The 25,426-nt window shown below is 36.2% G+C and carries 20 protein-coding genes; 6 read left to right on the plus strand and 14 right to left on the minus strand.

Annotated elements, in window-relative coordinates:
* Nucleotides 1-162 precede the first annotated feature (162 nt).
* The 6 genes from ILYOP_RS00635 to ILYOP_RS00660 all read left to right on the plus strand — a co-directional run bounded on the left by ILYOP_RS00635 (nt 163) and on the right by ILYOP_RS00660 (nt 6,274).
* The gene (locus tag ILYOP_RS00635) at nt 163-1,050 is read left to right on the plus strand and encodes an NAD(P)-dependent oxidoreductase (protein ID WP_013386576.1); all 888 of its coding nucleotides are present in this window, start codon (nt 163-165) and stop codon (nt 1,048-1,050) included.
* A 23-nt stretch (nt 1,051-1,073) separates the two neighbouring features.
* Nucleotides 1,074-2,234: an amidohydrolase family protein gene (locus tag ILYOP_RS00640; RefSeq protein ID WP_013386577.1), complete on the plus strand. Its 1,161-nt coding sequence runs from the start codon at nt 1,074-1,076 to the stop codon at nt 2,232-2,234.
* Between the two features lie 104 nt (nt 2,235-2,338).
* Nucleotides 2,339-3,856 carry a 4Fe-4S binding protein gene (locus tag ILYOP_RS00645; RefSeq protein WP_013386578.1) on the plus strand — a complete coding sequence of 506 codons (1,518 nt, stop codon included), beginning with the start codon at nt 2,339-2,341 and terminating at the stop codon, nt 3,854-3,856.
* Nucleotides 3,857-3,858: 2 nt separating this feature from the next.
* Nucleotides 3,859-4,704 (plus strand): UPF0280 family protein, encoded by an 846-nt coding sequence (locus ILYOP_RS00650; protein WP_013386579.1) that lies wholly within the window; start codon nt 3,859-3,861, stop codon nt 4,702-4,704.
* A gap of 16 nt (nt 4,705-4,720) precedes the next feature.
* A complete protein-coding gene (locus tag ILYOP_RS00655; protein WP_013386580.1) occupies nt 4,721-5,308 on the plus strand; it encodes an amino acid synthesis family protein in 588 nt (195 codons plus the stop codon).
* A gap of 30 nt (nt 5,309-5,338) precedes the next feature.
* Nucleotides 5,339-6,274, plus strand: a complete 936-nt coding sequence (locus tag ILYOP_RS00660) for an AEC family transporter (RefSeq protein ID WP_245546505.1) — start codon at nt 5,339-5,341, stop codon at nt 6,272-6,274.
* A 297-nt stretch (nt 6,275-6,571) separates the two neighbouring features.
* On the opposite strand, the gene ILYOP_RS00665 is transcribed toward ILYOP_RS00660, so the two are convergent.
* From ILYOP_RS00665 to ILYOP_RS00730, 14 genes are all read right to left on the minus strand, one after another.
* Nucleotides 6,572-6,955 (minus strand): RidA family protein, encoded by a 384-nt coding sequence (locus ILYOP_RS00665; RefSeq protein WP_013386582.1) that lies wholly within the window; start codon nt 6,953-6,955, stop codon nt 6,572-6,574.
* 32 nt (nt 6,956-6,987) lie between these two features.
* Nucleotides 6,988-9,543: a selenium-dependent xanthine dehydrogenase gene (gene xdh, locus ILYOP_RS00670; RefSeq protein ID WP_013386583.1), complete on the minus strand. Its 2,556-nt coding sequence runs from the start codon at nt 9,541-9,543 to the stop codon at nt 6,988-6,990.
* A gap of 18 nt (nt 9,544-9,561) precedes the next feature.
* The gene (hydA, locus tag ILYOP_RS00675) at nt 9,562-10,941 is read right to left on the minus strand and encodes a dihydropyrimidinase (RefSeq protein ID WP_245546506.1); all 1,380 of its coding nucleotides are present in this window, start codon (nt 10,939-10,941) and stop codon (nt 9,562-9,564) included.
* Between the two features lie 7 nt (nt 10,942-10,948).
* Nucleotides 10,949-12,049, minus strand: a complete 1,101-nt coding sequence (locus ILYOP_RS00680; protein WP_013386585.1) for a 4Fe-4S binding protein — start codon at nt 12,047-12,049, stop codon at nt 10,949-10,951.
* Nucleotides 12,050-12,106: 57 nt separating this feature from the next.
* Complete coding sequence (ssnA, locus tag ILYOP_RS00685; RefSeq protein WP_013386586.1) at nt 12,107-13,435, minus strand: putative aminohydrolase SsnA; 1,329 nt, start codon at nt 13,433-13,435, stop codon at nt 12,107-12,109.
* A 9-nt stretch (nt 13,436-13,444) separates the two neighbouring features.
* The gene (locus ILYOP_RS00690) at nt 13,445-15,034 is read right to left on the minus strand and encodes an N-acyl-D-amino-acid deacylase family protein (RefSeq protein WP_013386587.1); all 1,590 of its coding nucleotides are present in this window, start codon (nt 15,032-15,034) and stop codon (nt 13,445-13,447) included.
* Between the two features lie 24 nt (nt 15,035-15,058).
* Complete coding sequence (locus tag ILYOP_RS00695; protein ID WP_013386588.1) at nt 15,059-16,249, minus strand: YgeY family selenium metabolism-linked hydrolase; 1,191 nt, start codon at nt 16,247-16,249, stop codon at nt 15,059-15,061.
* A 30-nt stretch (nt 16,250-16,279) separates the two neighbouring features.
* Entirely contained in the window at nt 16,280-17,485 is a 1,206-nt protein-coding gene (gene dpaL, locus ILYOP_RS00700; RefSeq protein ID WP_013386589.1) for a diaminopropionate ammonia-lyase, read from the minus strand.
* Nucleotides 17,486-17,543: 58 nt separating this feature from the next.
* The gene (locus ILYOP_RS00705; protein ID WP_013386590.1) at nt 17,544-18,890 is read right to left on the minus strand and encodes a uracil-xanthine permease family protein; all 1,347 of its coding nucleotides are present in this window, start codon (nt 18,888-18,890) and stop codon (nt 17,544-17,546) included.
* A 760-nt stretch (nt 18,891-19,650) separates the two neighbouring features.
* The gene (locus tag ILYOP_RS00710) at nt 19,651-20,493 is read right to left on the minus strand and encodes an FAD binding domain-containing protein (protein ID WP_013386591.1); all 843 of its coding nucleotides are present in this window, start codon (nt 20,491-20,493) and stop codon (nt 19,651-19,653) included.
* A complete protein-coding gene (locus ILYOP_RS00715) occupies nt 20,487-20,957 on the minus strand; it encodes a (2Fe-2S)-binding protein (protein WP_013386592.1) in 471 nt (156 codons plus the stop codon). The genes ILYOP_RS00710 and ILYOP_RS00715 overlap by 7 nt, the downstream gene beginning before the upstream one ends.
* Nucleotides 20,958-20,972: 15 nt before the next feature.
* Nucleotides 20,973-23,108 carry a xanthine dehydrogenase family protein molybdopterin-binding subunit gene (locus ILYOP_RS00720; protein ID WP_013386593.1) on the minus strand — a complete coding sequence of 712 codons (2,136 nt, stop codon included), beginning with the start codon at nt 23,106-23,108 and terminating at the stop codon, nt 20,973-20,975.
* Nucleotides 23,109-23,275: 167 nt separating this feature from the next.
* Nucleotides 23,276-24,202 carry an ABC transporter permease gene (locus ILYOP_RS00725; RefSeq protein ID WP_013386594.1) on the minus strand — a complete coding sequence of 309 codons (927 nt, stop codon included), beginning with the start codon at nt 24,200-24,202 and terminating at the stop codon, nt 23,276-23,278.
* Nucleotides 24,203-25,357, minus strand: coding sequence for an ABC transporter permease (locus ILYOP_RS00730; protein ID WP_013386595.1), 1,155 nt, complete (start codon nt 25,355-25,357; stop codon nt 24,203-24,205). It abuts the gene before it with no gap.
* Nucleotides 25,358-25,426 lie beyond the last annotated feature (69 nt).

Below are 25,426 nucleotides of genomic sequence, written 5' to 3' on the forward strand. Positions count from 1 at the left end.
AAATTAAATAAAAACATTTTTTTGTGGCAGAAATAGTAAAATAGATCATTAAAACTTGCATTTTTAGAAGATGTAGACAGAGGGTTACTGGAAAATGTATACCATTAAGGAGATAAGACCTAAAATAAGAATTTAATAATAAATAGAAATTGGGGGATTGATGTGAAAGTTGCTTTTATTGGGTTAGGTGTCATGGGTAAAAACATGGCAATTAATATTTTGAATAATAATTATCAATTAAGAATTTATGATGTAATAAAAGAGAATATGATTGAACTAGAGGAAATGGGAGCTGGAGTAGGAAATTCACCGGCTGATGCCGCTAAAGGGTGTGACGTGATAATGACCTCATTACCTAACTCTAAAATAGTAGAAGATGTAATACTTGGAAAAAATGGAGTTTTAGAAGCTGCAAAGGAAGGAGCAGTAATAGTAGATCTAAGTAGCATCACCCCTAAAGTTATTCAGAATATTTATGAAAAATGTATTGAAAAATGTATAGAGGTAATTGATGCACCTGTCAGCGGAGGTGCTAAAGGTGCTAAAGAAGGTACGCTGACCATAATGGCTGGAGGCAAAATAGAAGTATTGGAAAAGGTTAGACCAATTTTAGATTGCATAGCTAAAAAAGTAAATTATGTAGGAGAAGTTGGAGCTGGTGATACTGTAAAACTTATAAATAACATGCTTTTAGGAATAAATATGGTAGCTTGCGCTGAAGCAATGGCCTTGGGAACAAAGGCAGGAATAAAGCCAGACCTCTTATATGAAATTATAAGTCAGAGTTCAGGTAGTTCTTATGCATTAAAAGCAAAGTATGAAAATTTCATATCCCAGGGTAATTTTGAGCCTGGATTTATGATAGACCTACAATATAAAGATTTACAACTAGCCATATCAACTGCCAAGGAACTAAATGCACCAATGTTTATGGGAAATATAGCGCAGCAAATGTTTGAGACAGCAAGGGCGGAAGGATTGGGTAAAAAAGACATATCAGCTGTCATAAATTTGTATGAGAAATGGCTGAATGTTTCAGTTAGAAAATAACTTTTCCAGTAAGGAGGCTACTAATGAAGATGCTAGGGATTAAAAATATAGGAGTTTTAATAACAGGGGATGTTGCTAATCCAATTAGAAAGGCAACAACAATTATTGTTGCAGACGGGATAATAAAAAAAATTGGTAATGAAGATTTATTAACAGAATATCCTTGTAATAAGATAATCGATGCCAATGGAATAACCGTTGCACCGGGATTATTGGATTCACATGTCCACCCTGTATTAGGAGATTTTACTCCAAGACAAAATACAGTAGGATTTATATCAAGCTCATTACATGGTGGAGTCACAACGATGATATCAGCAGGAGAACCACACACTCCAGGCAGGCCAAAAGATCCATCGGGAACAAAAGCTTTGGCAATATTAGGGAAAAAATCATCTCAAAATGTAAGACCTGGTGGAGTTAAACTTCACGGAGGGTCATTGATATTAGAAAAAGGGTTGGTGGAAAAAGATTTTGAAGAATTGGCAAAGGAAGGAGTTAATATAGTTGGAGAAATAGGACTAGGATCAGTGAAGGATCCTGAGGAAGCTTCGATAATGGTAAAATGGGCAAAAAAGAATGGATTTAAGGTTATGATGCATACAGGTGGAACGTCGATACCGGGAAGTAGCTCAATATCAGCAGATGATGTAATAAAAACAAATCCAGATGTTGTATCACATATAAATGGTGGACCGACAGCAATACCACTGAGTGAAGTTGATACACTTATTGATGAAACAAAATTGACTTTAGAAGTGGTCCAATGTGGAAATTTTAAAGTTATGAAGCATGTTGTAAATAAATTAGTAGAAAAACAAGACCTAGAAAGATTAATAATTGGAAATGATTCCCCTTCGGGCTCTGGAATAATCCCGCTGGGAGTGTTAAGAACCATTTCTTATATAGCGTCAGAAACTAAGGCTACTCCAGAACAAGCAATATGTTTTGCAACAGGAAATTCAGCAAAAGCCTTTGATTTAAACGTTGGTATAATTGAAGAAGGGAAAGCAGCGGATTTTGTTCTAATGGATGCTCCGATGGGTTCAGTGGGAACAGATAGCTTAAAAGCATTGGAAGCAGGTGACTTACCAGGGATCGCAAGCGTAATAATAGATGGAGAGATATTGGTTACAAAAAGCAGGAATACTCCACCTGCAACAAATATGCCAACTATTTCTTAATACTTTAATCTATAGAAACTTAGATTTAGATATAGTTACTTTCTATCTAAAATTTTGGATATCTTATCTAGGATATGCGAAAAGAAGTATAAAGGAGAAAATTAATGATTAAAATAGATTTAAAAAAATGTAAAGGGTGTAAAATTTGTGCTAACAACTGCCCTATATCGGCAATTGATATGCTAGATAAAAAAGCTCTAATCAAAGATAACTGTGTGAGTTGTGGCATATGTTTAAGAGTTTGTCCTTTCGCAGCTATAGAAAAAACGACAGAAGAAAATAATAATTCTATGAAATGTACTAATTGTCCCGTAAACTGTGCAATTCCCCTAGGTATGACTGGAGCCTGCAAAAGGTATACCAACATAGATGGGAATATTACGAGAAGTAGAAAACTTGTAGTCGACGCTATCACTACAATACCAGAAAAAAATAATCTTCCATATAAGCCTGTAATTACTGCGGTGGGCAGTGGAACTAATTACCCATGTTGTCGTCCAGCTCCTTTTATAATTCAAGAAAATCTAGAAGGTGTTGATGTTGTTACAGTTGTAACAGAAGCACCATTGAGCTATAGCGGCGTTAAGGTGAAGATTGATACAAATATGCATATAGGGGAAGAAGGTGCAAAAGTTAAAAGAGATGGTAAAGTAGTGGGTATGGTAACTACCGAAGAATATGGTTCAAAAATGCTTACTATAGGTGGAGCAAATCTATTGAGCAACGGCAATGATGGATTCATAGTTGCCAAAACAATTGTAGACCTTGCAAACGGCAGAGAAGTCCAACTGAAAATTGACCAAGGAAGTGTTATAAAAATTAAACAAGGGGAATCACCAATTATAGATGGGAAAAAAGAAAAACTGATGAGAGTTGGATGTGGAAGTGCCACAATTGGTATGTTTGCAAGAAACTTGTGTAAAGTAGTAGATGAGGCAATTATTCTTGATTATCATGTAATAGGATTGCTTTCTGAGCATTTTGCCGGCGTAGAAGTAGGTATGAAATATAGTGGTATTATTCCAACAGGGACAAAGAGTACTAGAGGAAGGTATTTTGGCGAGCATGGTCATGGATGGGGAGGAACAAAAATAGATAACCCATTGGATGCAGTAAAATCCATTGACATGAATACTGCAAAACCAGGATACAAAATATTGGTGACTGAAACCACGGGACAAAAGTCTGCATTGCTAGAAATAAAAGAAGATGGAGATGTGAAAGAGGTACCTTTGACTGAGGAAGTAGCCGATGTTGTGAGGCTTATTTCCAAAACTTGTGAAGAGGCAAAAGTTTCAGTGGTTTACACAGGAGGGACAGGTGGAAGCGCTAGAGCTGGTGTGACAAACTTTCCAAAGAAGCTTACAGATGCCATACACAGAGAGGAAGTACATATGACAGTAGCAGGTGCACCAACATTTATCTTACCTGGAGGCGGAATAAACTTTATGGTAGCAGTAGAAAAAATGGTACCTGAATCGACTACATGGGTTCCTACACCGGCAACTGTAGCACCTATTGAATATACTATGACACGAGAGAAATACCAACAGCTTGGTGGCCATGTTGAGGAAATTCTAACAAAAAAAGAATTACTAAAGAAATTGAATTTAGAGGGATAATTATGATTCAGGAATTAGATGATAAGAGAGTCTTTATTAATTACGGGCCAATTCAAATGACTTTGGATATAAAAGTTGGTTTTATGAGAAACACTGAAATAGCATTTAAAGTTGCAGATTATATCATCGGTGAATTGCAAAACTTATTAAAATATATGCCTCAATTAAAAGAGTTGAACTCTCTTCAGGATCTTAATGAGGATTATCCTAAAGTTTTGAATAAAATGATTACTGGTGTAAATAGATGTGGAGATAAAACTATAAATGTACTAGGGGCTGTAGCAGGTTCTTTTTCAGATATAGCTTTAGAGAAAGCCATAGAGTTGGGTGCAAGTAGAGTAATAATCAACAATGGTGGAGACATAGCTTTTAAAGATATGAGCGGTGATCCGGTAAAAATTGGAATTCCTTTAAATAGAGATTTGAGCAGAAATCAATTAGTAATGACAATCACCGACGATATGAATATCCGAGGAATCTGCACAAGTGGATTGGGAGGGAGAAGCTTCACAAAGGGTGTTGCAACTGCTTCGGTTGTATTGGCAGATAATGCAGCGGTGGCAGATGTCTGTGCAACATATTTAGGTAATATGACCAATGTTGAAGATGAAAGAATTACTCGTTGTTTTGCAGAAGATATTGATTCTGGTACCGATATCCCAGGACATATGGTTACCTTGAGTGTCGGTAATATTTCTAAAGAAAAAATCTATCAGGCACTATTGAACGGAGCAAACGCTGCGGAAAAATTATATGAAAAAGGAATAATAAAGGGAGCGTTATTATGTGTTAAAAATGAAATTGTAATGATCCCAGATAATATCAATTATATTGAAAATAGAAATTAGATATCAGGAGGAGTTTATGGATATTAAGATTAGAAAATTTTGTACTTTTGTAGAAGAGATCATGATAGACGGGGAAAAAACTATCCAAGGAAAAGTTAACAAAAGATCTTCAGCGGCAGTAATTATTAAAAATCCTTTTGCAGGAAAGTATGTTGAAGATTTATCTCAACTGACTGAATGGAGCGTTGAAATAGCCCCTATACTTACCAAAAAAGCTTTAGAAGCGGCTGGAATGGAAATGGGTGAAGTTGAAAGTTATGGGAAAGCCGCAATTGTAGGGGGAAATGGAGAGCTAGAGCATGCTGCTAGTATACTACATCCAAAATTAGGAAAACCGTTTCGTGATGAAGTTGGTGGAGGAAAAGCAATTATTCCTTCCTCCAAGAAAATGGGCTACCCAGGATGTACAATAGATGTCCCGCTACACTATAAAGATGCGGCGTTTGTAAGGTCTCATTTTGATGCTATGGAAGTAAGAATTCCAGACGCTCCAAGAGGTGACGAAATAGTTGTTATTTTATCCATTACAAATTGTGGCAGACCACATCCTAGAGTAGGTGGACTGAAAAAAGATGAGGCTAAATGTGAAGACGGATTGAGATAAATAATAGCATAGAATTGAAATATTTTAGGAGTGATACATTTGAGTAGAATAATCAGCAGTGTTATACTTGTAATGTTAATGGTAGGTACGGGGTGTTTTTTAACGAAAAAAGAGATATTGGGGGAGGAAAGTAACAAACTTTTTTCTCAGCTTGTATTAAAAATATGCCTCCCTGCACTTATAATCCAAGGTCTTACTGGACGTTTTACAAGGGAAGGACTTATAAAATCCGCCCAGTGGTTGGGTTTGTCTTTTATTATAATTATTGTTTTAATAATAGCTTCTAAGGTGATTATTCTAAGCAAGCATATAAAAAGAAAGGCACTTTTTCAAATTTCATTTATATTTGCAAATACTATATTTGTAGGCCTTCCTGTAAACATAGCTCTTTTTGGAGATGAAAGTATACCTTATATTTTTCTTTATTATTTTGCTAGCACCACTTTCTTCTGGACCTACGGTATATATTGTGTACAAGGAGAAGGAAATATAAGAGAGGGTTTAAAAAAACTTTTGACTCCTACCACTACGGCATTTTTTATAGGGGTGATTTTGCTGTTATTCAAAGTTCCTATACCAGGATTTATTGCAACTTATATGAAATATATTGGTGGAATGACTACTCCTCTTGCTATGCTTTATCTAGGAACATCTATGTATAGCCTGGGAATAAAATCCTTGAAACCTGACTTTGAATCTGTAATAGGATTAGTTTCAAAATTTATTATAGCTCCAGCTATTGTTTTTATTATCATAAAAATAGCCGATGGTTTTTTGATTCTTCCACTGCTTCTAAAAAAAGTTTATTTTATACAAACAACAATGCCACTAATGACCAATGTAGCAATAGTAAGTGGTTATTACAACAAAAGTCCAAAGGAAGCATCAAAACTTGTTGGCCTTTCTACAATTTTGGTAATTGTAACTATACCATTTTATGCAATTTTAACAGAGTTTATCTTTTAAAAAATTAAGATTGTATTTTTAGGTAGCTTAAATTTTTTTGTTTTTAAATCCTTCTTTTAATTACTGGACGATATTGTTGTATCTGTGAAATTAATGGGATGATTTTTTTATAGATGTTAGCATATAAGTCACTTTTCATTAAGTTTTCTAGAGTAAGAATTCTTAGAAAGTGGAATCAAATAATTACACATATGGCAATTAAACCTAAAAACAGGCTCCTAGAATATTTTATTCTAGAGAGCCTGTTAGTTTATTTAGTAATTAAACTTTGGATGATAAAAAAAGTTTTATATTGGCTTATTTACCAACATAGGCAATTACTTCGATTTCAACTCTTACATCTAGTGGCAATCTAGCTACCTCTACACACGCCCTAGCTGGCTTGTTGTCGGTAAAGTACTCAGAGTATACTTCATTTATAGCTCCAAATTCATTCATGTCTTTAATAAAAACTCCTGCTTTTACCACATTGTTTAAAGAGGCTCCAGCTTCTTCTAAGATAGCCTTTACATTTTCTAATGATTGTCTTGTCTGCTCACGAATATCTTCAGATACGAGAGTCATTGTCTCTGGTACAAATGGGATTTGTCCAGATACAAATATCATATCTCCTGCTCTCATGGCCTGTGAATATGGTCCTACTGCTGCTGGTGCATTCTTAGTAAATATTGCTTTGTTCATTATTTTTTCTCCTTTTGTATTTAAGATTTTTGTTATTTTTTATATGCTGTTTTTTTGAGAGGAAGTTCTGTTCTGAATTCACCGTCAAAGTTATAATAAGCTCCCTGTACTGCTGGCGCTGTTGGAATAACGGTTATTTCTCCCACACCCTTGGCACCGTAAGCTAATTCTTCTGTATTTTTTTCTATAATTATCGATTTAATTTCTGGAACCAGGGTTGACCTTAATAATCCTAGTGTTCCAAACTTTACTTGCGGCATCCCATTTTCAAACGGCATTATTTCAGTAAGAGCATAGCCAAGCCCCATTACAACTCCACCTTCAATCTGTCCTTCTACTGATTTAGGATTTATCGCCTTTCCTACATCGTGGGCTGCTACTACCTTTTCTATTTTTCCACTTTCATTTAATACAACAAGTTGAGTAGCATATCCATAAGCTATATGACTTTTTGGATTTTCTTTAAAGCTTCCTATTTTATCAGTAATTCCAGAGTATTCTTCAGTGTGATCATACCCCTCAATCTCTTTTAATGTTTTTCCTTTGAGAGTATTTTTTAGTTCCAATGCTGCTAGTCTTACTGCTTCACCTGTAAAAACAGTTTGTCTTGATGCTGTTGTTGTTCCAGAATCAGGAGTCACGTGAGTATCTGGAGTTTCGATGATTATATTCTTAGGATCAAGTCCTGTAGTTTGGCATAATATTTGTAAGTTAACTGTTCCTACTCCCTGACCGATACACGCTGCAGAAGTTCTTAGATGTACTTTACCGTCTATTACAGTTAGTCGGCATCTCCCGATATCTGGAAGACCTACTCCTATTCCGGAATTTTTAAAGGCACAGGCTAACCCTACATATTTATTTTTGTAGAATTCATCTTTTACAGCTTCTAGAGTTTCTACAAGTCCTGTTCCTGCATCTGCAATCTGTCCGTTAGGTAATATTTGTCCAGGCCTTATCGCATTTCTAGACCTGATTTCCCAAGCTGAAATTCCAGCTAATTTCGCCAACTTATTGATGTTTGATTCGCTGGCAAAAGTAGATTGAGTTACTCCGAATCCCCTAAAGGCTCCTCCAGGAGGGTTGTTTGTATAATAAGCTTTTCCGTCTATCTCGATGTTATGATAGTTATAGGGGCCCGATGCATGGGTACATGCTCTTTGAAGGACCGGCCCCCCTAAAGATGAATAGGCTCCTGTATCAGATAAAATAGTTGTTTTCATTGCTGTTAATATCCCATTTTCATCACAGGCAGTGGTCATTTCAATTTCCATAGAATGCCTTTTAGTACTCACATAAATACTCTCCTGTCTAGACAATGTTACCTGTACAGGAACTTGTAAAACATACGCCAGTAATCCAGCGTGATGCTGAACAGTCATATCTTCTTTTCCGCCAAAGCCTCCTCCTACTAAAGTAGAAGTTACCCTTACTTTAGACGGTTTCACTCCTAATAATCTGCTTACTTCTCTTTGCTCATCAAAGATGGATTGAGATGAAGTATATAATTGAATTCCGTCATTTGTTGGTAGTGCAGTTGCACTTTCAGGTTCTAAATAAGCATGTTCTGTTGCAGGAGTATTATAAATCTCAGTAACTACGTATTTTGAATCAGATATTGCTTTTTCTACATTTCCCTTGCTCAACTTTTGATGAAATAAAAGATTCCCATTTTCATGAATTTTTGGTGCATTTTCGTCTTTTGCTCCCTCTATACTCAAAACAGGAGTTAACTCCTCATACTCTATCTTCACGGCCTTTTTAGCTGCCTCTAGTGTTTCCTTATCTTTAGCTGCCACCAGTGCGATGGCGTCTCCTCTATACCTGGTTATTTTCCCAACTGGAATCAAGGCATCCCAGTCTGAGATAAAAGATAAGTGACCTATATTATTGATTCCCGGGACATCTTCTGCTGTCAATACTTTAAGTACCCCTTCCATCGCCTCAGCTTCACTTACATCTATGGATAATACCCTTGCCCTGGGATATAGAGATCTTACAGCGCCTCCATAATACATGCCCTCTATTCTTATATCTTCTGCATAAACTCCTTCACCTATTGCTTTAGCAGGTCCGTCGATCCTATGTACATGTTCTCCTACCATTCCCTTACAATCTCTTTTTGGTATCTCTCTTTCTGTTCTTAGTATTTCAGCAGCGAGTTCAATGGCCTCTTCTATTTTCACATAACCGGTGCATCTGCAAATATTCCCTGTTAAACTCTTTTTTATCTCATCTTTAGTTGGTTCCAAAGTTTTTAAAAATAGAGCCGTGGCACTCATAACCATGCCTGGAATACAGAAACCACACTGAACGGCTCCCACTTCTGTAAAAGCATATGCGAAGACGTCCCTTTTCCTTTGTGATAAACCCTCTAAAGTAGTTATTTTTTTCCCCTTTAATTTATCTGTCTTAAGAACGCATGCTTTTATAGCTTTTCCATCTACAAGAACTGTACATGTTCCGCATGCACCTTCTTCACATCCGTTTTTGGCAGCCTTCAAATCAAGATCGTCTCTTAAATATTTTAATAAATTTTTGACTTTATCTGTCTTAGTAAGTTTTCCATTTACAATAATTTCATACATATTCAGCCCCCGGCTTTCTTAAAATATAGTCTTTCTCTTTAAGTATCTCCCCCTACCCTTTTGTCCTATAAACTTATTATTTTTTACTATTATTTCTCCCCTTGAGATAGTCATAATAGGATATCCTTTTAGTTTCATGCCTTCATATAGTGTATAATCTACATTTTCGTGGAGGTTTTCATGTTGTATTGTCACTTGTTTATCAGGATCTATGACCATGAGGTCAGCATCTGCCCCTATAGAGATAGAACCCTTTTTCGGATACAGTCCAAATAATTTGGCTGGTGCCGTACTTACAACATCAACAAATTTATTTATGCTTATCCTATTTTTACCCACACCCTCAGAAAACATAAGAGCTATCCTGGTTTCTACACCTGGCCCTCCATTAGGGCACTTTGTAAAATCCTCGCTTCCAAGCTCTTTTTTTAATTTAAAATCAAAGGGACAATGATCTGTAGCGACAGTTTGGATATTCCCTTCGGCTATTCCACTCCAAAGTCTTTCGTTGTTACTTTTTTCCCTGATAGGTGGACTCATTACATACTTAAGCCCTCTGTCTTGATCCTCTAGATACCTCTCATCATCCAGAAATAAATATTGAGGACAGGTTTCGGCGTAAACGTTCCGTCCTTCAGCTTTTGCTTTTTTTATGACGTCTAAACCGTCACCAGAAGATAGGTGAACAATGTATAGAGGTGCATCATTAGCCTCTTTTGACATTTTTATCATTCTTTTTATAGCTTCTACCTCGGTTTTAACCGGTCTTGACTTGGCGTGGTATATGGCATCAGTTTTACCCTTAGATATATATTTTTCTCTTAGTTCTAGTATCTCTTCGTGGACTTCTGCATGAATTGTTGTCATTGCACCTAGGGATCTAAGTCTTTTCATAACAAGTTTGATTTCTTCATCTTGTAATTTATTATCATAGGTCATATAAGCCTTAAATGAAGTTACTCCGTCTTTCACCATAGATTCCATCTCTTCTAATATTTCTCTGTTTAAATGTTGAATTACCCCGTGAAATCCATAGTCAATTACTGCATCTTTTTCTGCATCTGACTTATATTTATTTAGTTGATGATGGAGTGTACAATTTTTAGGTCCAAACCCCATGTGATCTATTATTGTAGTTGTCCCTCCGCAAGCAGCTGCCAAAGTCCCTGTATAAAAATCATCCTTTGCGACAGCTATACCTACATCCAAATTAAAGTGTGTATGAACGTCTACTCCACCTGGCATAACATATTTTCCACCTAGATCTACAACTTCCCCTTTATCTATTTCCAAGTTTTTCCCGATCTTAGATATCAATCCATTTTCTATGAGAATGTCTTCCTTAAATACTTTATCACTTGTTACTATAGTTCCGTTTTTTAGAAGAAGTTTCATCATAAGCCTCCTATCTAGAGATTGTCATAGCATCTTTAGGGCACTTTGACACGCATACTCCACATCCAAAACATTTATCAGCATCAATTACAGCAAGTTTATTTTCATTTATATGAATTGCATGGTAAGGGCAAAGATCTGCACAAATACCACAGCCGATACATTTTTCCTTTGATACTGATGGTGGTGTAGTTACATAATTAGGAGCTGTTCTTTTGTTTAAATGTCTTCCTGCAATTCCTCTTATGTCATCAAGGCTGTCATAACCGTGATCATCTAACCATTTTTCAGTTTCTCTAACTATTCTTCCGAAGGCTTTTGGACCTTCGATAATTGCCTGGGTACATACCTGAACCGCTGTTGCACCGGCCATTATAAATTCAATTACATCTTCCCCTTTGCTTATACCGCCTACTGCAAAGACAGGAATCTCAACTGCAGAAGACAGTTCATATACCACCCTCATAGCAATAGGCTTGATGGCAGCTCCTGACATCCATCCATATCCGTTTTTAGACCCCATGTGAGGTTTTCCCGTCTCAATGTCGATAGAAAGACAAGGCCCAACTGAGTTTATAGCCACTAGACCATCTGCACCATTTGCTTCTAGTTCCCTAGCTACTTCACTTAAGTTTTCTATTCCAGGTGAAACCTTCATAAATACAGGCTTTTCAGAAAGTTCTTTCGCTGCTCTCAGAGTGCTGAGCATAGGTGTCAAGTCTCTTCCTACATAGTGGCTCGAGATTTCATAGGCATCTGCAAATTTATCAATCATTGGGATTAATTTTCTGATATCAGCCTCAACGTATCCAAGTCCAATGATTAAGGGTTCATTTGCCGCCTTACATCTGGCATACTCATTTTCGACCCAGTGCTCAGGTGATTCTTCAGACCATAACTCGGTGTTTAGAAAATGCTTTCCCTTAAAGTCATGCATGCAAGGTTTGGGAATCTCAGCAGCAACAGATGAGATAGTCTTTGTCACTACTCCTGCTGCTCCGTTTTCCACGGCTCTCACACAAGTCTCAGCATCTTTTGACGGTGGCCCTGCTGCAACAATTACAGGATTTTCATATTCTAATCCTGCAAAATTTACTTTTATATTTGCCATTAAAAATTCCCCCCTAATTCTAAGTTTAAATTTTATTTAAATCCGATTATATTTTCTTTACATTCTATCCCACATCTGTTTTGATGTTTCCCTAGACTTTTTTAAAATCATGTCCTCGTCTACTGACAGAATCTTCCTGTCTCTCATTATTATTTTTCCATCGATGATAGTTGTATTTACACTTCTGCCCATCAATCCAAATAATATATGACTGTTATAGTTTGTTTCATTCATAGGTGTCAAAGGGTTATAATCAGCAATAATAATATCTGCTGCTGAACCTTCTGTTAATACTCCTATATTTCCATCAAAATATTCAGCTACAATCTTTCTGTTGTTTTCAAATAACATTTGCGGAGTTTCCATCCATGCTACAGATGGATCTGCCTTTACGTGCTTATGAATAATATTGGCTACCTTCATAGACTCAAACATATCATTTGTATACCCGTCTGTTCCAAGCCCTACATTTATACCTTTTGCTAATAGGTCTAAAGCCGGAGAACATCCCACAGCATTTCCCATATTAGATTCTGGGTTGTGTACTACTTGGGTACCTGTCCTTTTGAGGATATCCATCTCTTTCTCATTGACGTGAATACAGTGAACTGCTATTGTTTTCTCTCCTAAAATCCCGTATTCATTAAGTCTTTCTACAACTCTTTTGTTATATTTTTTAATTGAATCTTCAAGGTCGTCTATAGCCTCAGCTGTGTGTATGTGGTATCCGACGTCTAGCCCTTTTATAGCTTTTACACATTTTTTCAATGATTCATCTGAGAGAGTAAAGGAAGCATGCATCCCAAACATTCCCTTTATCATATTTTGATCTTGCAGATTATAATGTCTTATAAAATCGGTGTTTTCCTTTATACCTTCTTCTAATATCTCTATTCCATCTCTGTCTGACACCTCATAACAAAGGCAAGTTCTTATTCCTATCTTTTTAGCTGCGTCAGCTATTGTAAATAAACTGTTTTTTACTGACATAGGGCTTGCATGGTGGTCAAACACTGTTGTTACCCCGTTTTTTATGCTTTCTATATACGTTGCAAATGCACTATATTTTATTTCTTCTAAATTTAGATTTTTATCTACCTTCCACCAGAGGTTTTCTAGGATGTCCATAAAATTTTTAGGTGCAGGTTTATTAGATGTCATTCCACGGGCAAAAGCACTATAGATATGGTGGTGAGTGTTTATCATGCCAGGCATGATAAGTTGTCCCTTGGCATCAATAAACTCAGCCTCTGTATACTTAGCTCTTATTTCTTCTGTTTTCCCAGTTTCAACTACTTTATTGCCTTTTACCGCAACAGCTCCATTATGAAAAAAAGGATTTATTTGATCGTGAGTTATTAACCTTCCGTTTCCAACTACAAACATATCTCCTCCTCAACTTCTTTTAATTACCTTTCCTGCTAGAACTTTATTATAAATTCCTTCATCTATAACATGGTGACCGTTTATAAAAACGTTATCTATTCCCACTGGGAACTGTACAGGATCTATATAGGTTCCTCTATCAGATACAGTTTCCATATCGATTACCAAGATGTCCGCATGCCGACCGACCTCTAAGCTACCTCTGTTTTTTATCCCCATAGCTTCAGCTGCTTTTTTTGTCATTTTATTAATTGCCTGCTCTATAGTTAATACCTTCTGCTCTCTTACATATCTTCCTAGTATTTTTGGAAAAGATCCGTAAGCTCTTGGATGTGGCTTCCCCTCAGACATCAGTCCGTCTGTACATACATTTTGCTCTGGCCTTTGCATGAACTTTATTACGTGTTCTTCTTTACCATAAAAATCGACCATTCCAACTGCATTTTCTTCGTCTAGTAAGAGATCAAAAGTTGCATCTAGTGGATCCTGTTTTCTGTACTTACCTAACTCTTCAAGACTCATTCCCACCACATCCTGATTTTTTTCGTTTTTTACAGATGTGATAAATATTTGATCTATTCCGGCAAAGTCTACAAAGTTATCCCATCCAGGTATTCCATCGACAATATCTTTTTTCATCTTTTCTCTGTCAGATTTATTACCCAACCTTTTGATTAATTCATCAGTTCCACCATTATGTGCCCAGGGAGGTAAGATTACCCCTAGCATGGTGCTTCCTGCTGCATATGGATACTGGTCAAAAGAGATCTTTATTCCCAGTTTTTTAGCTTCTTCCAAGAGCTCTATCACATCATCGATATACTTCCAGTTTTGCTTTCCGCAGACCTTAAAGTGTGAGAAATGTACCTTTACTCCCGATTCTTTTCCTATTTTTATGATCTCTTTCATAGAGCCTAGTATCGTATCTGCTTCACTTCTTTGGTGAACCACAAATACGCCATCGTATTCTGCCACTATTTTACACATTTCAATAACTTCTTTTGTTTCTGAATAAGCACAAGGCATGTAGATTAGTCCGGTGGAAAGCCCGTAAGCTCCGGCCTCCATCTCTCTTCTTGTGATTTCACACATCTTTTCAATTTGCTCATCTGAGGCTATTTCTCCAGAAAGTCCCATAGCTTCCATTCTTATGTTACCGTGGGGTACAAGATAAGCCTCGTTAAGTCCTACACCTTTTTCTGCCATCATGTTCAGATAGTTTTCTGTTGTTTTATATTCCCAGTTTATTTCGTCTGAGTCTCCATCAAGTCCAGCTAGATTTTTTCTCCAGGGACTTATATACTCAACAGGGAGTGGGGCCATAGATATGCCGTCTTGTCCTAATACTTCAGTTGTTACTCCCTGTCTGATTTTTACCTCATTATAGGGGTTAAGTAACATTATCAAATCTGAATGACTGTGGGTATCTATGAATCCTGGAGATACCAGACGTCCTCTAGCATCTACCACCTTTTTAGCTTCCACATGAATATCCGTACCTATAGCCTGAATTATTCCATCCTTTATATAAATATCCCCCGTAAAAGGCTTTTTTAGAGTACCGTCAACAATATTTCCATTTTTTATTAATATATCCATTTTTACACCCACTTAATCTTTTTTCTATTTGTTATACACTGACTTAAGGATTCCATAGTACCCCTTTGCCCCTAAACAAAGTTGTTCAATTTCGATGTATTCGTCGATTGTATGAGCAAGATTTTCTTTTGATGGTCCAAATCCGATGGTTTGAATTCCGGCCTCTCCTGCATAATGAGAACCGTTGGTACAGAATGAATACTGAGTTATTTTAGAATCAATTCCAGCCTCTTTTAAACCTCTATACGCCGTCTGAACAAAGTCATCATCCTCAGAGTAAAGCCATCCCGGGAAGAATCTCTCTCCCTCTATAATGTTTCCTGTGTAGCAAGTCTCTCTTCCGATTGCATATGATACTTTTGCTTTTAACTCTGGGTCTTCTGCCATCATCTCTTCCAATAATTCTTTGATGGGAGCAAGAACTGATTCCTTTGTTTCCCCTACTAGGACTCTCCTGTCAAATGTCACTCTGCAGTACTCAGGAACTACAGATGCCCCAGGATATGGCTCTGATTTGATGTCAGTAAGACATAGAATTCCTTTTCCTAATTCAGGATGTTCAGTTGGTACCAGTTGTTCTATTCTTTCTATTACTTTAGCCATTTTTACCACAGAATTGATTCCCTTTTCAGGATTGGCTGAATGAGCTGGTTTTCCGAAAATTTCAACTACTATTTCTCCTCTGCCTCTCTGACCTATTTTGAGGTTTAACTCAGAAGATTCTCCAATAACCACATAGTCAGGTTTTATATTTTTTGAGATTTCTCTTGCTGCTATCCCCTCAAAAAGTTCCTCGTGTACCACACCGGCCACATAGATTTCACCAGCAAAATCTTTATTTACATCTTCAGCAAAGTATGATGCTGCTGCAATCATAGCAGAAGTTTGCCCCTTCATATCTGAAGTCCCTCTTCCGTAGATCTTTCCTTCTATTATATCTCCACCAAAGGGATCATAATTCCATACAGATTCATCAGTCACAGGTACTGTATCGATGTGTCCGTCAAAAAGAATTGATTTTCCAGGCTTATTACCTTTGATTCTTCCTATGACATTTCCATATTTATCTATCTGTACATCATCAAATCCAAATTCTTCTAACATCGCCTTTTTCGTGGCTTCTGCTACTTTTTCTTCTTTTCCTGATACAGATGGATTTCTTATTAATTCTTGGCATAGTTCTATTAATTTTTCTTCTCTAGTTTGGCTTAACATTTATTTCCTCCTAGGCTTAGAATATTTTGATTATTTAGTGTGAGCACCTTTCCACACTATATCTCTATAAACTTCCGGGTCTGTATCTCCCTCTGTTGAAAATACTAGTACTTTTGAGTTTTCGTCTAACTTCAGATCTTTTTTCATCTGTGCATATTCTGGATTTGTCATTACTTCAAACAGCAGTCCAGTTGTAACTGCCCCAGATTCTCCTGATATTACCTGGTCGTCTCCCTTTAAAGGGTTTCCTAGGATTCTCATTCCGTTAGCGGCAACCCAGTCAGGGCAAGATACAAATGCTGCTGAGTGGTTTTTTAGTACTTCCCATCCGATTGTATTTGGTTCCCCGCAGGCTAAACCTGCCATTATTGTTTGCATATCTCCGCCTACATACTTCATCTCTCCGGCCTTTGCCGATTTATATAGACAGTCTGCAAGATTTGATTCTACTATTATAGTTGTTGGGCATTCATCTCCGTAGATAGATGCAAATACACCCTGAACAGCTCCTGCTAATGAACCTACTCCTGCCTGTAAAAATACATGAGTTGGTTTTTCAATTTCATTAGCCCTTAGTTGCTCAATAGACTCAAGGGCCATAGTTCCATAGCCTTGCATAATCCATGCTGGGATCTCCTCATATCCTTCCCAGGCTGTATCTTGTATTACTACCCCATTATTTTCATTGGCATAATCTGTAGCTATTCTCACTGCTTCGTCATAGTTGACCTCAGTAATACTAGCTTCAGCCCCCTCAGATCTTATATTTTCAAGTCTTGTTAATGACGATCCCTTTGGCATATACACTACTGATTTTTGATTTAGTTTGTTCGCTGTCCAGGCAACTCCCCTACCGTGGTTTCCATCAGTTGCTGTAGCAAATGTTATATCTCCTAGTTCTTCTTTTATTTTGTCTGAGATCAATTCCTTATATCCGAGCTCAGAGATATCTTTCCCAAGTTTTGAAGCTAGGTATTTACCCATTGCAAATGATCCCCCGAGCACCTTAAATGCATTTAATCCAAATCTATAAGATTCATCTTTAACATATACTCCATCTAACCCTATATGTTTAGCAAGTTTATTTAGGTCAGCAAGTGGAGTTACTGTGTACTGATCAAAACTTTCATGAAATTTTTTGGCCTTTCCGACCTCTTCCTTACTCAGAAATTCAATGCATTGCTTATAGTTGGTTCTTTCCATATTATTTGTTGTCCATTTAATATTTTTTTCCACGTTATTTTCCTCCTTTAAACCGATTGCTTTGATATTTTATTTTTTATGCCAATTCATATTATAAAGCTGACTCTTCATTTATTTCAGATGAAACAGTTTCTTCTACTTCATCCTTTGGAAGGACAATGTTTAATAGTATTGCTACCAATGTAGCTACTGCTACCCCTGATCCCTCAAATAACATTTTAAATAAGTGCGGGAAATTCTGTGATGCACCGGGAACCAAGCTGAATCCCACTCCCAATCCGATGGAAACCGCAAATATTGTAGTATTTCTACCTGCCAAAGGTTCCTCTGTGATTTGGTTTATTCCGCTTACCACCATCATACTAAACATTAATACGGCAGCCCCACCTAAAACACTTGCAGGCATTACAGCAATTATTGCTCCAACTTTTGGGAATAATCCGGTTATAAGTAGAAATACTGCTCCTGTTGCTATTGAAAATCTATTTATTATCTTAGTCATAGTAATTAATCCCACATTTTGACCATAAGAAGTGTTTGGCAGTACGTTAAATAGGGCAGCAAAACTACTTCCTAATCCATCTGCTATAACTGCTCCGGAAACTTCTCTATCAGTGGCTTCTCTCCCAAGTCCCCCTGAAACTATACCACAGGTATTTCCAACGGTTTCAACAGTAGAGATAACAAACATTATCAATATCGATAGTATGGCATCGAAATGAAACTCTATCCCGTATTTAAGGGGAATTGGAAATGCAAACCAACTAGCGTTTGCAACAGATGTAAAATTGATTTTACCCATTGGTATAGCTATTAGATATCCGACTATAAGAGCTATAAGTACAGAAGACATGCTCGTTATACCTTTGGTAAAGTGCTTTAAAATCAGTATGATAAGAAGTACGGTAGTACCTAAAAGAAGGTTTGCGGAAGATCCAAAGTCTGGTGCTCCGACTCCACCTGCAAAATATTTCATCCCAGTTGCAACCAATGACAGTCCGATGGAAACAAGTACTATTCCTGTGATCAACGGCGGAAAATATTTTCTTAAATGCTTTAGGAAAAATCCCAATATTACTTGGAATATCCCTCCGATCATTGTTGCTCCCAATACACCAGCTAATCCGTATTTAGAAGCTATGGCCAAACATACAGGCAGAAATCCAAAACTTGTTCCCATTATAATAGGAAGTCTTGCTCCCACAGGACCTATAGGATAGCATTGAATTAAAGATACAACCCCAGATACCAGCATAGCACTTTGAATCAAAAACGCCTTTTGATCAATTGGAAGTTTTAACATACCAGAGATTATTATTATTGGGGTTACATTACCCACAAACATAGCAAGCACATGCTGCAGACCTAAAAGGATGGCCGTATTAAGTGGCGGTTTCCCATCCAGTTGATAGATAAAAGAATTCTTATTATTTTTCATGTACTCCTCCTACTTGATGATAGTGATTTTTACATTAAACCTGTGCAACTAATTTAACTTTTACTATTGCACCCCTAGGAATTTAGATCTTTATGAAAAGAAAATCTATCCAAATACTATCTCCATTCCAAAGAATTAAGTTGTAATAAAAAAGCCGCCCATAATTCATTCGAATTTACCCCTGTCTTACGAGGGGATTTTCCAATAAAAGTAGAGCGACTTGGACATTTTTAAGATAGAAAAGAGGGTTACTCCCTTCCAGTAAAAAGGCCATCATTTACTTTAAATTATAATTTTTTCATTCATCTTGTATAAATCAGATATATGAATTTGTTGATAATAATTTATTATTAGAATAAGTTTAACCCTTTATTTTGATTTTTACAAATATATTATTTCAATATCGATCATTACCCTAGATTTTTTAAGGGTTTGAATTCTAGACTTAAAGATTTTCAAACTGGTGATATTTTTTTCTTAACTTTAATAGTTTATTATTATTTGTGTTAGAAAAGCTTAAAATTAATAAAAAATTATCAAAATTTAAATTTGTATACTTTTGAAAATCAAAAAAAACAGCAGAAAAATTATTTTTCTGCTTTGAATGATTAGTTTAAATCTCCTTAGAACTTTCATAAAGTATATTTTTATTTTCAATGCACTATTCCCTTGAAAATAAATATTCATTTTCTACTAATATCCTTAAAAAATTATCCGTACTATTTAGTTTTTATTTACTATTTTATCTCCATATATAATCTTAACTAAGTTTTTTTAAAAAACTTTCCAACAATCTCAGTGCCACTTGTTTTCTATATTCCTTATCCGATCTTTGGTCGGTGATAGGTACTATTAAACTGGAATATTTATTGATAATTATGGATATTTTTTCTTCATTGAGTTTTTTATATGAAACAATTTCTTGCTCTATATCCTTATCTTTTACTATTGTTGGTGCAACAGCTCCAAAACTAAGTCTTATATCCTTAATTTCATTGTTATTTTCATCAATATCTGCCATTCCCATAAAAGAAAGTTTTGCAAGAGCAATAGAGTTTCTAGTTCCGACTTTTTTAAATAAAATGTTATTAAAATTATTCAAAGGAAGGATTATTTTAGTTAAAATTTCATCACTTTTGATTATATTTCTTCCTGGGGAAGTTATAAAATCATCAATATCTACTAATCTACGAGAATCTTTTTTTTCTAAAACCAAGCTGCTTTCACAGGCATATAATAGTGGAAGTGAATCAGCAACTGGCGAAGAGTTACAGATATTTCCTCCGATGGTTGCGGTATTTCTAATAGCTGGAGATGCCATAGTTGCCATAACATCTTTGATATATTCTGGGACAATATCACTTTCCATTATTTCATCACATGTTGCACAGGCACCAATATATAGAGTATTTTCCTCAATGGAAATTTTTTTTAGTTCAGGAACATTTCCAATAAAAACAGTGGATTTATTAATACACAAATCTCCTGTCCAGGATTTATTCTTTATCATAAGATCGCTGCCACCTGCAAAGAGAAGACAATCTTTTTTAGAGACAATTTCAAGGGCCTCATCTAAAGATTTTGGGATATAATTTTCTACCATATTTCTTTCCCCCTTTCTGCAGCTAGTTCAATGGCTTCAATAATCATATTGTAACCTGTACATCTACAGAGATTTCCAGAGATTCCTTCCTTGATTTGCTCTAGTGTAGGAGTTTTATGTCTTCTGAATAGAGCTTCTGCGGCCATCATCATTCCAGGAATACAGAAACCACATTGTACTGCTCCAGCATCTTCAAAAGATTTTTTCAAGATACTGTATCTTTCTGTTTTTTCAAGCCCTTCGATAGTAACAATCTCTTTTCCATGGATATTTGCTACGGGAACCATGCATGAGTTAACAATTTTATCATCTAGAATAATTGCACATGCGCCGCACTCCCCATCTCCACACCCCTCTTTTGTGGCAAATAGTCCGAACTCTTTTCTCAGTAAATCAAGAGTTCTCATTAGAGGATTAATCTCTATTTCTATCTCTTTATAGTTTAAAGTAAAGTTGATTTTCATTGTCATACACCTCGATTATTTAACTAGTTTGATTAATTCTTCAGGTTTAATGGGAATTTTATTTATCTCCATGTCCAAGGCATTTGATACAGCCAGTGAATATGCAGGAGCAGTTCCTATAAGTGTAAGCTCTCCGAGGCCTTTTGCCCCATAGGGTCCGTGGATATATGGAACATTCATAAGTTCAGATGTAATTTTAGGTACATCTTTTGAAGTAGAAATTATATAATCTGTTATGCTCTTTTGCTGAATTTTACCCTTTTTAACTTCCATAACTTCCAATCCACCATAGCCGAGCCCCTGTATAATTCCACCCTCTATTTGCCCACGCACAACCATTTCGTCAATAGCTTTTCCAATATCGTATATTGCCCAGATGTGGTCAACGTCTACTTGAAATGTAATGGGGTCAACACTTACCTCTACTACATTAACTCCCCATGAGTATGAGTTGTACACGTCACCTATGAAGTTTTTGTCATCCCAGTTAAAGCCTTTAGGCTGTCTATAGTTTGTGATAATTGTCTGTTCTTTATCATCTATCCAGTTAGCTTTTAGTTCTTCACAGGCCTCTTGAACCAGTTTACCTACAACCATTATTGTCCTAGATGCCGCAGTAGGTCCTGAATCCATAGTATAATCTGTGTCAGGGTTATTGTAAGCTATAGACTCAATGGGAAGATCAAGAGTTTTAGCTGCAATTTTTTTCATAGTAGTATGGACACCTTGTCCCATCTCTACATTTGCTAAAAGTAAATTTATTTTTCCTTCACTGGATTTATGAAGTTTTATCTTTGCTTTTATGTGGTCTTGTTCACCACTCCCTGTAAATCCTCCCCCATGGAAGAATATTGACATTCCGATACCTTTTAGCTTTTCAGGATTGGTTTTATTGTACTTTGAAAACTCAGCTTTCTTCTTTCTAAACTTACTTAATTCATCAGTTCTTTCTACCATTTCAGGCAAAATAATAGGATCTCTCATAATACCATTTGTTGACGACCTATCATTTTGTTTCATTAGATTTTTTAGTTTAAAATCTAATGCATCAACTCCCATTTCTTTTGCACATTTTTCCATATGAGTTTCCAGTGCAAAGATTGATTGTGGTGCTCCAAATCCTCTAAATGCTCCGCTAGGAACTGTATTTGTGGCTATGGCCTGTCCTCTTACAAAGACATTTTCTACATTATAAACACCAATTGCTGCAAACATTGATCTTTGCAGAACAATAGCAGATAGAGTAAGATATGCTCCACCCTCGAGCTTTATATCAGCTTCCATACCCATAATTTTGTGATTTTGATCAATGTATGAAGTTAAATGAATAATTGAAGGATGTCTCTTAGGAGTTACTTCTACATCCTCCTCCCTGCTGAAAATAAGTTGTACAGGCTGTTTAGCTTTATAAGCAGCTACAGCTACATGTCCTGCAATTAATGAAGGGTAATCTTCTTTTCCGCCAAAGGCTCCTCCTGTAGTAGTTTGGACAATTCGGACATTTTCAGGATCAAAGCCCATGCATTGCTCAACTGCACCTTTTATATAATAAGGGCACTGCATAGAACCGTGTACTTCAACTTTACCGTTTTTATAAATTCCTACAACTCCTTGAGGTTCTAGATACATCTGCTCTTGATAACCTGTTTTATATTCACCGCTTATAACATATTTTGCTTTAGATTTGACCTCTTCCAAACTATTTTTAGAGTAATGGTAATCAGCAAAGCAGTTATCAACTCCAAATATGGGATTTGAAGTTTTTAATCCATCTTCTATAGTGTAAATTGCTTCTAAATCTTCATATTCTATCTCTATTTGTGATATTAAATCTAGAATTTTATATTTTGACTCACCTATAACTAATGCAATAGGTTCACCAATATAATTTACAACACCATCTGCAAAAAAGGGCTGGTCATTTTCTATTGCTTTCACTTTATTTAATCCAGGAACATCATTTTTATCAACGATAAAATAACCCTTAGGAAGTTTAGGGTATTTAATTGATTTAATTTTTGCCCGCACCCTATCTGAACGGACTGTTTTTGCAAAGAGCATATTTTCAAACTCAATATCCCCTATATATTTTGATTTTCCAAGTAGTTTATCTTCAGCATCAACTCTAATAATTTTTTTGCTTATGTCCATATTTATACCCCCGATTTCTATTGCACAATTTTCTTTATTATTGATCTAATTGTAAACAGAGAAAAAGATTATATTTCTAAGTTGATTCACCTTTGAAAAAGTGTTTAAAGTTAATAAAAATTTAAATATAAGGGACGTATCGATATACGTCCCTACAGTGAAATATATTATAATCTTGACTCTCTATTGTATGGTATTCCTAGATCAGCAGGCTTTACATGTTTTGACTTTGATGAAAATGCCAAGACAACAATTACCAAAACATAAGGAATCATTACAGCCAGCTCATAAGGAAAATCTATACCATAAACCTGTAGAGAACGCTGTAAAGCATGAGCTAAACTAAATAATAATGCACCAAACATAACTCCTTTTGGTTTCCATTTACCGAAATAAACTAATGCAACAGCAATAAATCCTCGACCTGCTGTAATATTGTCTGTGAATATCTGTGTTTGACAAAGGGTAATATATGCTCCTCCTAGTCCGGCCATGATTCCACCGAGAATAACACACTGATATCTAATTGCGTTAACATTTATACCGACAGTATCAGCAGCCCGTGGTTTGGTACCTACAGCCCTTACTTTTAGTCCCCAGGCCGTTTTATTTAGAGCGTACCAGCTAATAGGAACTAATGCAAATCCTATATAAACCATAATATTGTGTTTGAAAAACAGATCTCCAAGAATAGGGAGCTTACTTAAAAAAGGGACATTAAGTGCCTGAACTCCATCTATTGTAGTTATTGCTCCCAAATAAATTCTAAAAAACGTACTTGCTAGTCCCCATCCAAATAGGTGCAGACCGATACCTGCGATTCCTTGGACAACTCGGAGTGTTACCGCAAGGTAAGCGTAGATAGCTCCCATGAGTCCTCCTGCAATCATGGCCATGATAAACCCTAAAAATGAACTTCCTGTTTTTAGCTCAGTAAAGAATGCAAAGAATGCACCTACCATCATTATTCCCTCTACTCCAAGGTTGAAAACTCCTGATTTTTGTCCAAACATCTCTCCTAGTCCGGCAATCATATAAGGTATACACAGCATTATACCTGCCGAAATAATTCCAACAATAAATTCAACGACCATCTATACCTCCTCCGTTTCCAATGTATCTGTCTTGGTATTGTTTTCTATTTTATCTTTCTTTTGAAAGAAAATTTTTTTTAGAATTTTTTCTTTGATTTTCTTATCTGTCAAAAAAATTCTTGTTGATACGATAGCCAATATTATAAGTCCTTGAATTGCAAGAACTATTGCCGATGGAACCTCAACAGCTCTCTGCATCATATCGGCCCCAAGAATTAGAAGTCCAAATAGTGCAGATGCTGGAATTATTCCAAGTGGATGTAGTCCTCCGAATAAAGCGACGACAATTCCACTGAATCCGTAACCTGCTGATAAACCTTCTAATCCTCTATGATGTACTCCCAAGGCTTCAACTGCTCCTGCCATTCCACAGAAACCACCTGAAATCATAATTGCCATTACAAGATAAAGTTTTACATTCATCCCTGCATAATTAGCGGCTTTTGCCTCAGCTCCTACAGCTCTTAATTTATAGCCAAGGGTTGTTTTCCATAGCATTATATAAATTAAAACTGATAAGACTATTGCAATTATAATTCCTGTATGCAACCTTGTGCCTTTAATAAGTTTTCCAAGCCATGCAGTTTTAGTCAAAAGTTCAGTTTGAGCTATACCTGTACCACTTGCTATCTCTTTAGGGTCAATTAACGGACCTCTAATCAAGAAGACATAAATCTGAGCAGCAATATAGTTGAGCATAACGGTACTCAGTATTTCATTTACCTGCAAATAAGCCTTCATATATCCGGCAATCCCTGCCCAAAGAGCTCCTCCGATAAAGCTGGCAATAAATGCAGAGGGGATAAGTACTGATCTAGGTAAGTCTTTGAAAATTAGAGTGAAAGCTATTCCTGCAGCAGCTCCCATCATTATCTGACCTTCTCCACCTATATTCAGGATACCGCTTCGGAATGCCACTGATATTCCTACTCCTACAAACATCAGTGGTGCAGCACGGACAAGCATCTCAGTTATACCGAATTTATTTCCAAGAGGTTTTGTAAACATTACTGCATATGCCTCAAATGGATTTGCACCAGCCATTAAAAATAGAATTCCTCCCAGAAAAAGTGCAATAAATATAGCAGTCACAACTATTCCTAATTTGTAGCATGTATCGATATAGTGTTTATTTTTAATATTTTTATTTTCCATTTTATATTGCCGCCTTTCTAAAAATATAAAACCATTCATTTGGTTTTAAAATATGTAAAAATTAAATTA

The sequence above is a fragment of the Ilyobacter polytropus DSM 2926 genome (assembly GCF_000165505.1).
In the GTDB taxonomy this organism is placed as follows: Bacteria; Fusobacteriota; Fusobacteriia; order Fusobacteriales; family Fusobacteriaceae; genus Ilyobacter; species Ilyobacter polytropus.

Bases quoted from the DNA above. Each gene is read 5' to 3' on its own strand.
- ILYOP_RS00655 (WP_013386580.1), top strand. From the start codon at position 4,721: ATGGATATTAAGATTAGAAAATTTTGTACTTTTGTAGAAGAGATCATG.
- ILYOP_RS00650 (WP_013386579.1), top strand. From the start codon at position 3,859: ATGATTCAGGAATTAGATGATAAGAGAGTCTTTATTAATTACGGGCCA.
- ILYOP_RS00645 (WP_013386578.1), top strand. From the start codon at position 2,339: ATGATTAAAATAGATTTAAAAAAATGTAAAGGGTGTAAAATTTGTGCT.
- ILYOP_RS00710 (WP_013386591.1), bottom strand. From the start codon at position 20,493: ATGGTAGAAAATTATATCCCAAAATCTTTAGATGAGGCCCTTGAAATT.
- xdh (WP_013386583.1), bottom strand. From the start codon at position 9,543: ATGTATGAAATTATTGTAAATGGAAAACTTACTAAGACAGATAAAGTC.
- ILYOP_RS00715 (WP_013386592.1), bottom strand. From the start codon at position 20,957: ATGAAAATCAACTTTACTTTAAACTATAAAGAGATAGAAATAGAGATT.
- ILYOP_RS00705 (WP_013386590.1), bottom strand. From the start codon at position 18,890: ATGAAAAATAATAAGAATTCTTTTATCTATCAACTGGATGGGAAACCG.
- hydA (WP_245546506.1), bottom strand. From the start codon at position 10,941: ATGATGAAACTTCTTCTAAAAAACGGAACTATAGTAACAAGTGATAAA.
- ILYOP_RS00720 (WP_013386593.1), bottom strand. From the start codon at position 23,108: ATGGACATAAGCAAAAAAATTATTAGAGTTGATGCTGAAGATAAACTA.
- ILYOP_RS00725 (WP_013386594.1), bottom strand. From the start codon at position 24,202: ATGGTCGTTGAATTTATTGTTGGAATTATTTCGGCAGGTATAATGCTG.
- ILYOP_RS00695 (WP_013386588.1), bottom strand. From the start codon at position 16,249: ATGTTAAGCCAAACTAGAGAAGAAAAATTAATAGAACTATGCCAAGAA.
- ILYOP_RS00730 (WP_013386595.1), bottom strand. From the start codon at position 25,357: ATGGAAAATAAAAATATTAAAAATAAACACTATATCGATACATGCTAC.
- ILYOP_RS00680 (WP_013386585.1), bottom strand. From the start codon at position 12,049: ATGGCAAATATAAAAGTAAATTTTGCAGGATTAGAATATGAAAATCCT.
- ssnA (WP_013386586.1), bottom strand. From the start codon at position 13,435: ATGTTTGTAGTTGGAAACGGAAGGTTAATAACTCACGATCAAATAAAT.
- ILYOP_RS00640 (WP_013386577.1), top strand. From the start codon at position 1,074: ATGAAGATGCTAGGGATTAAAAATATAGGAGTTTTAATAACAGGGGAT.
- ILYOP_RS00665 (WP_013386582.1), bottom strand. From the start codon at position 6,955: ATGAACAAAGCAATATTTACTAAGAATGCACCAGCAGCAGTAGGACCA.
- ILYOP_RS00690 (WP_013386587.1), bottom strand. From the start codon at position 15,034: ATGGATATATTAATAAAAAATGGAAATATTGTTGACGGTACTCTAAAA.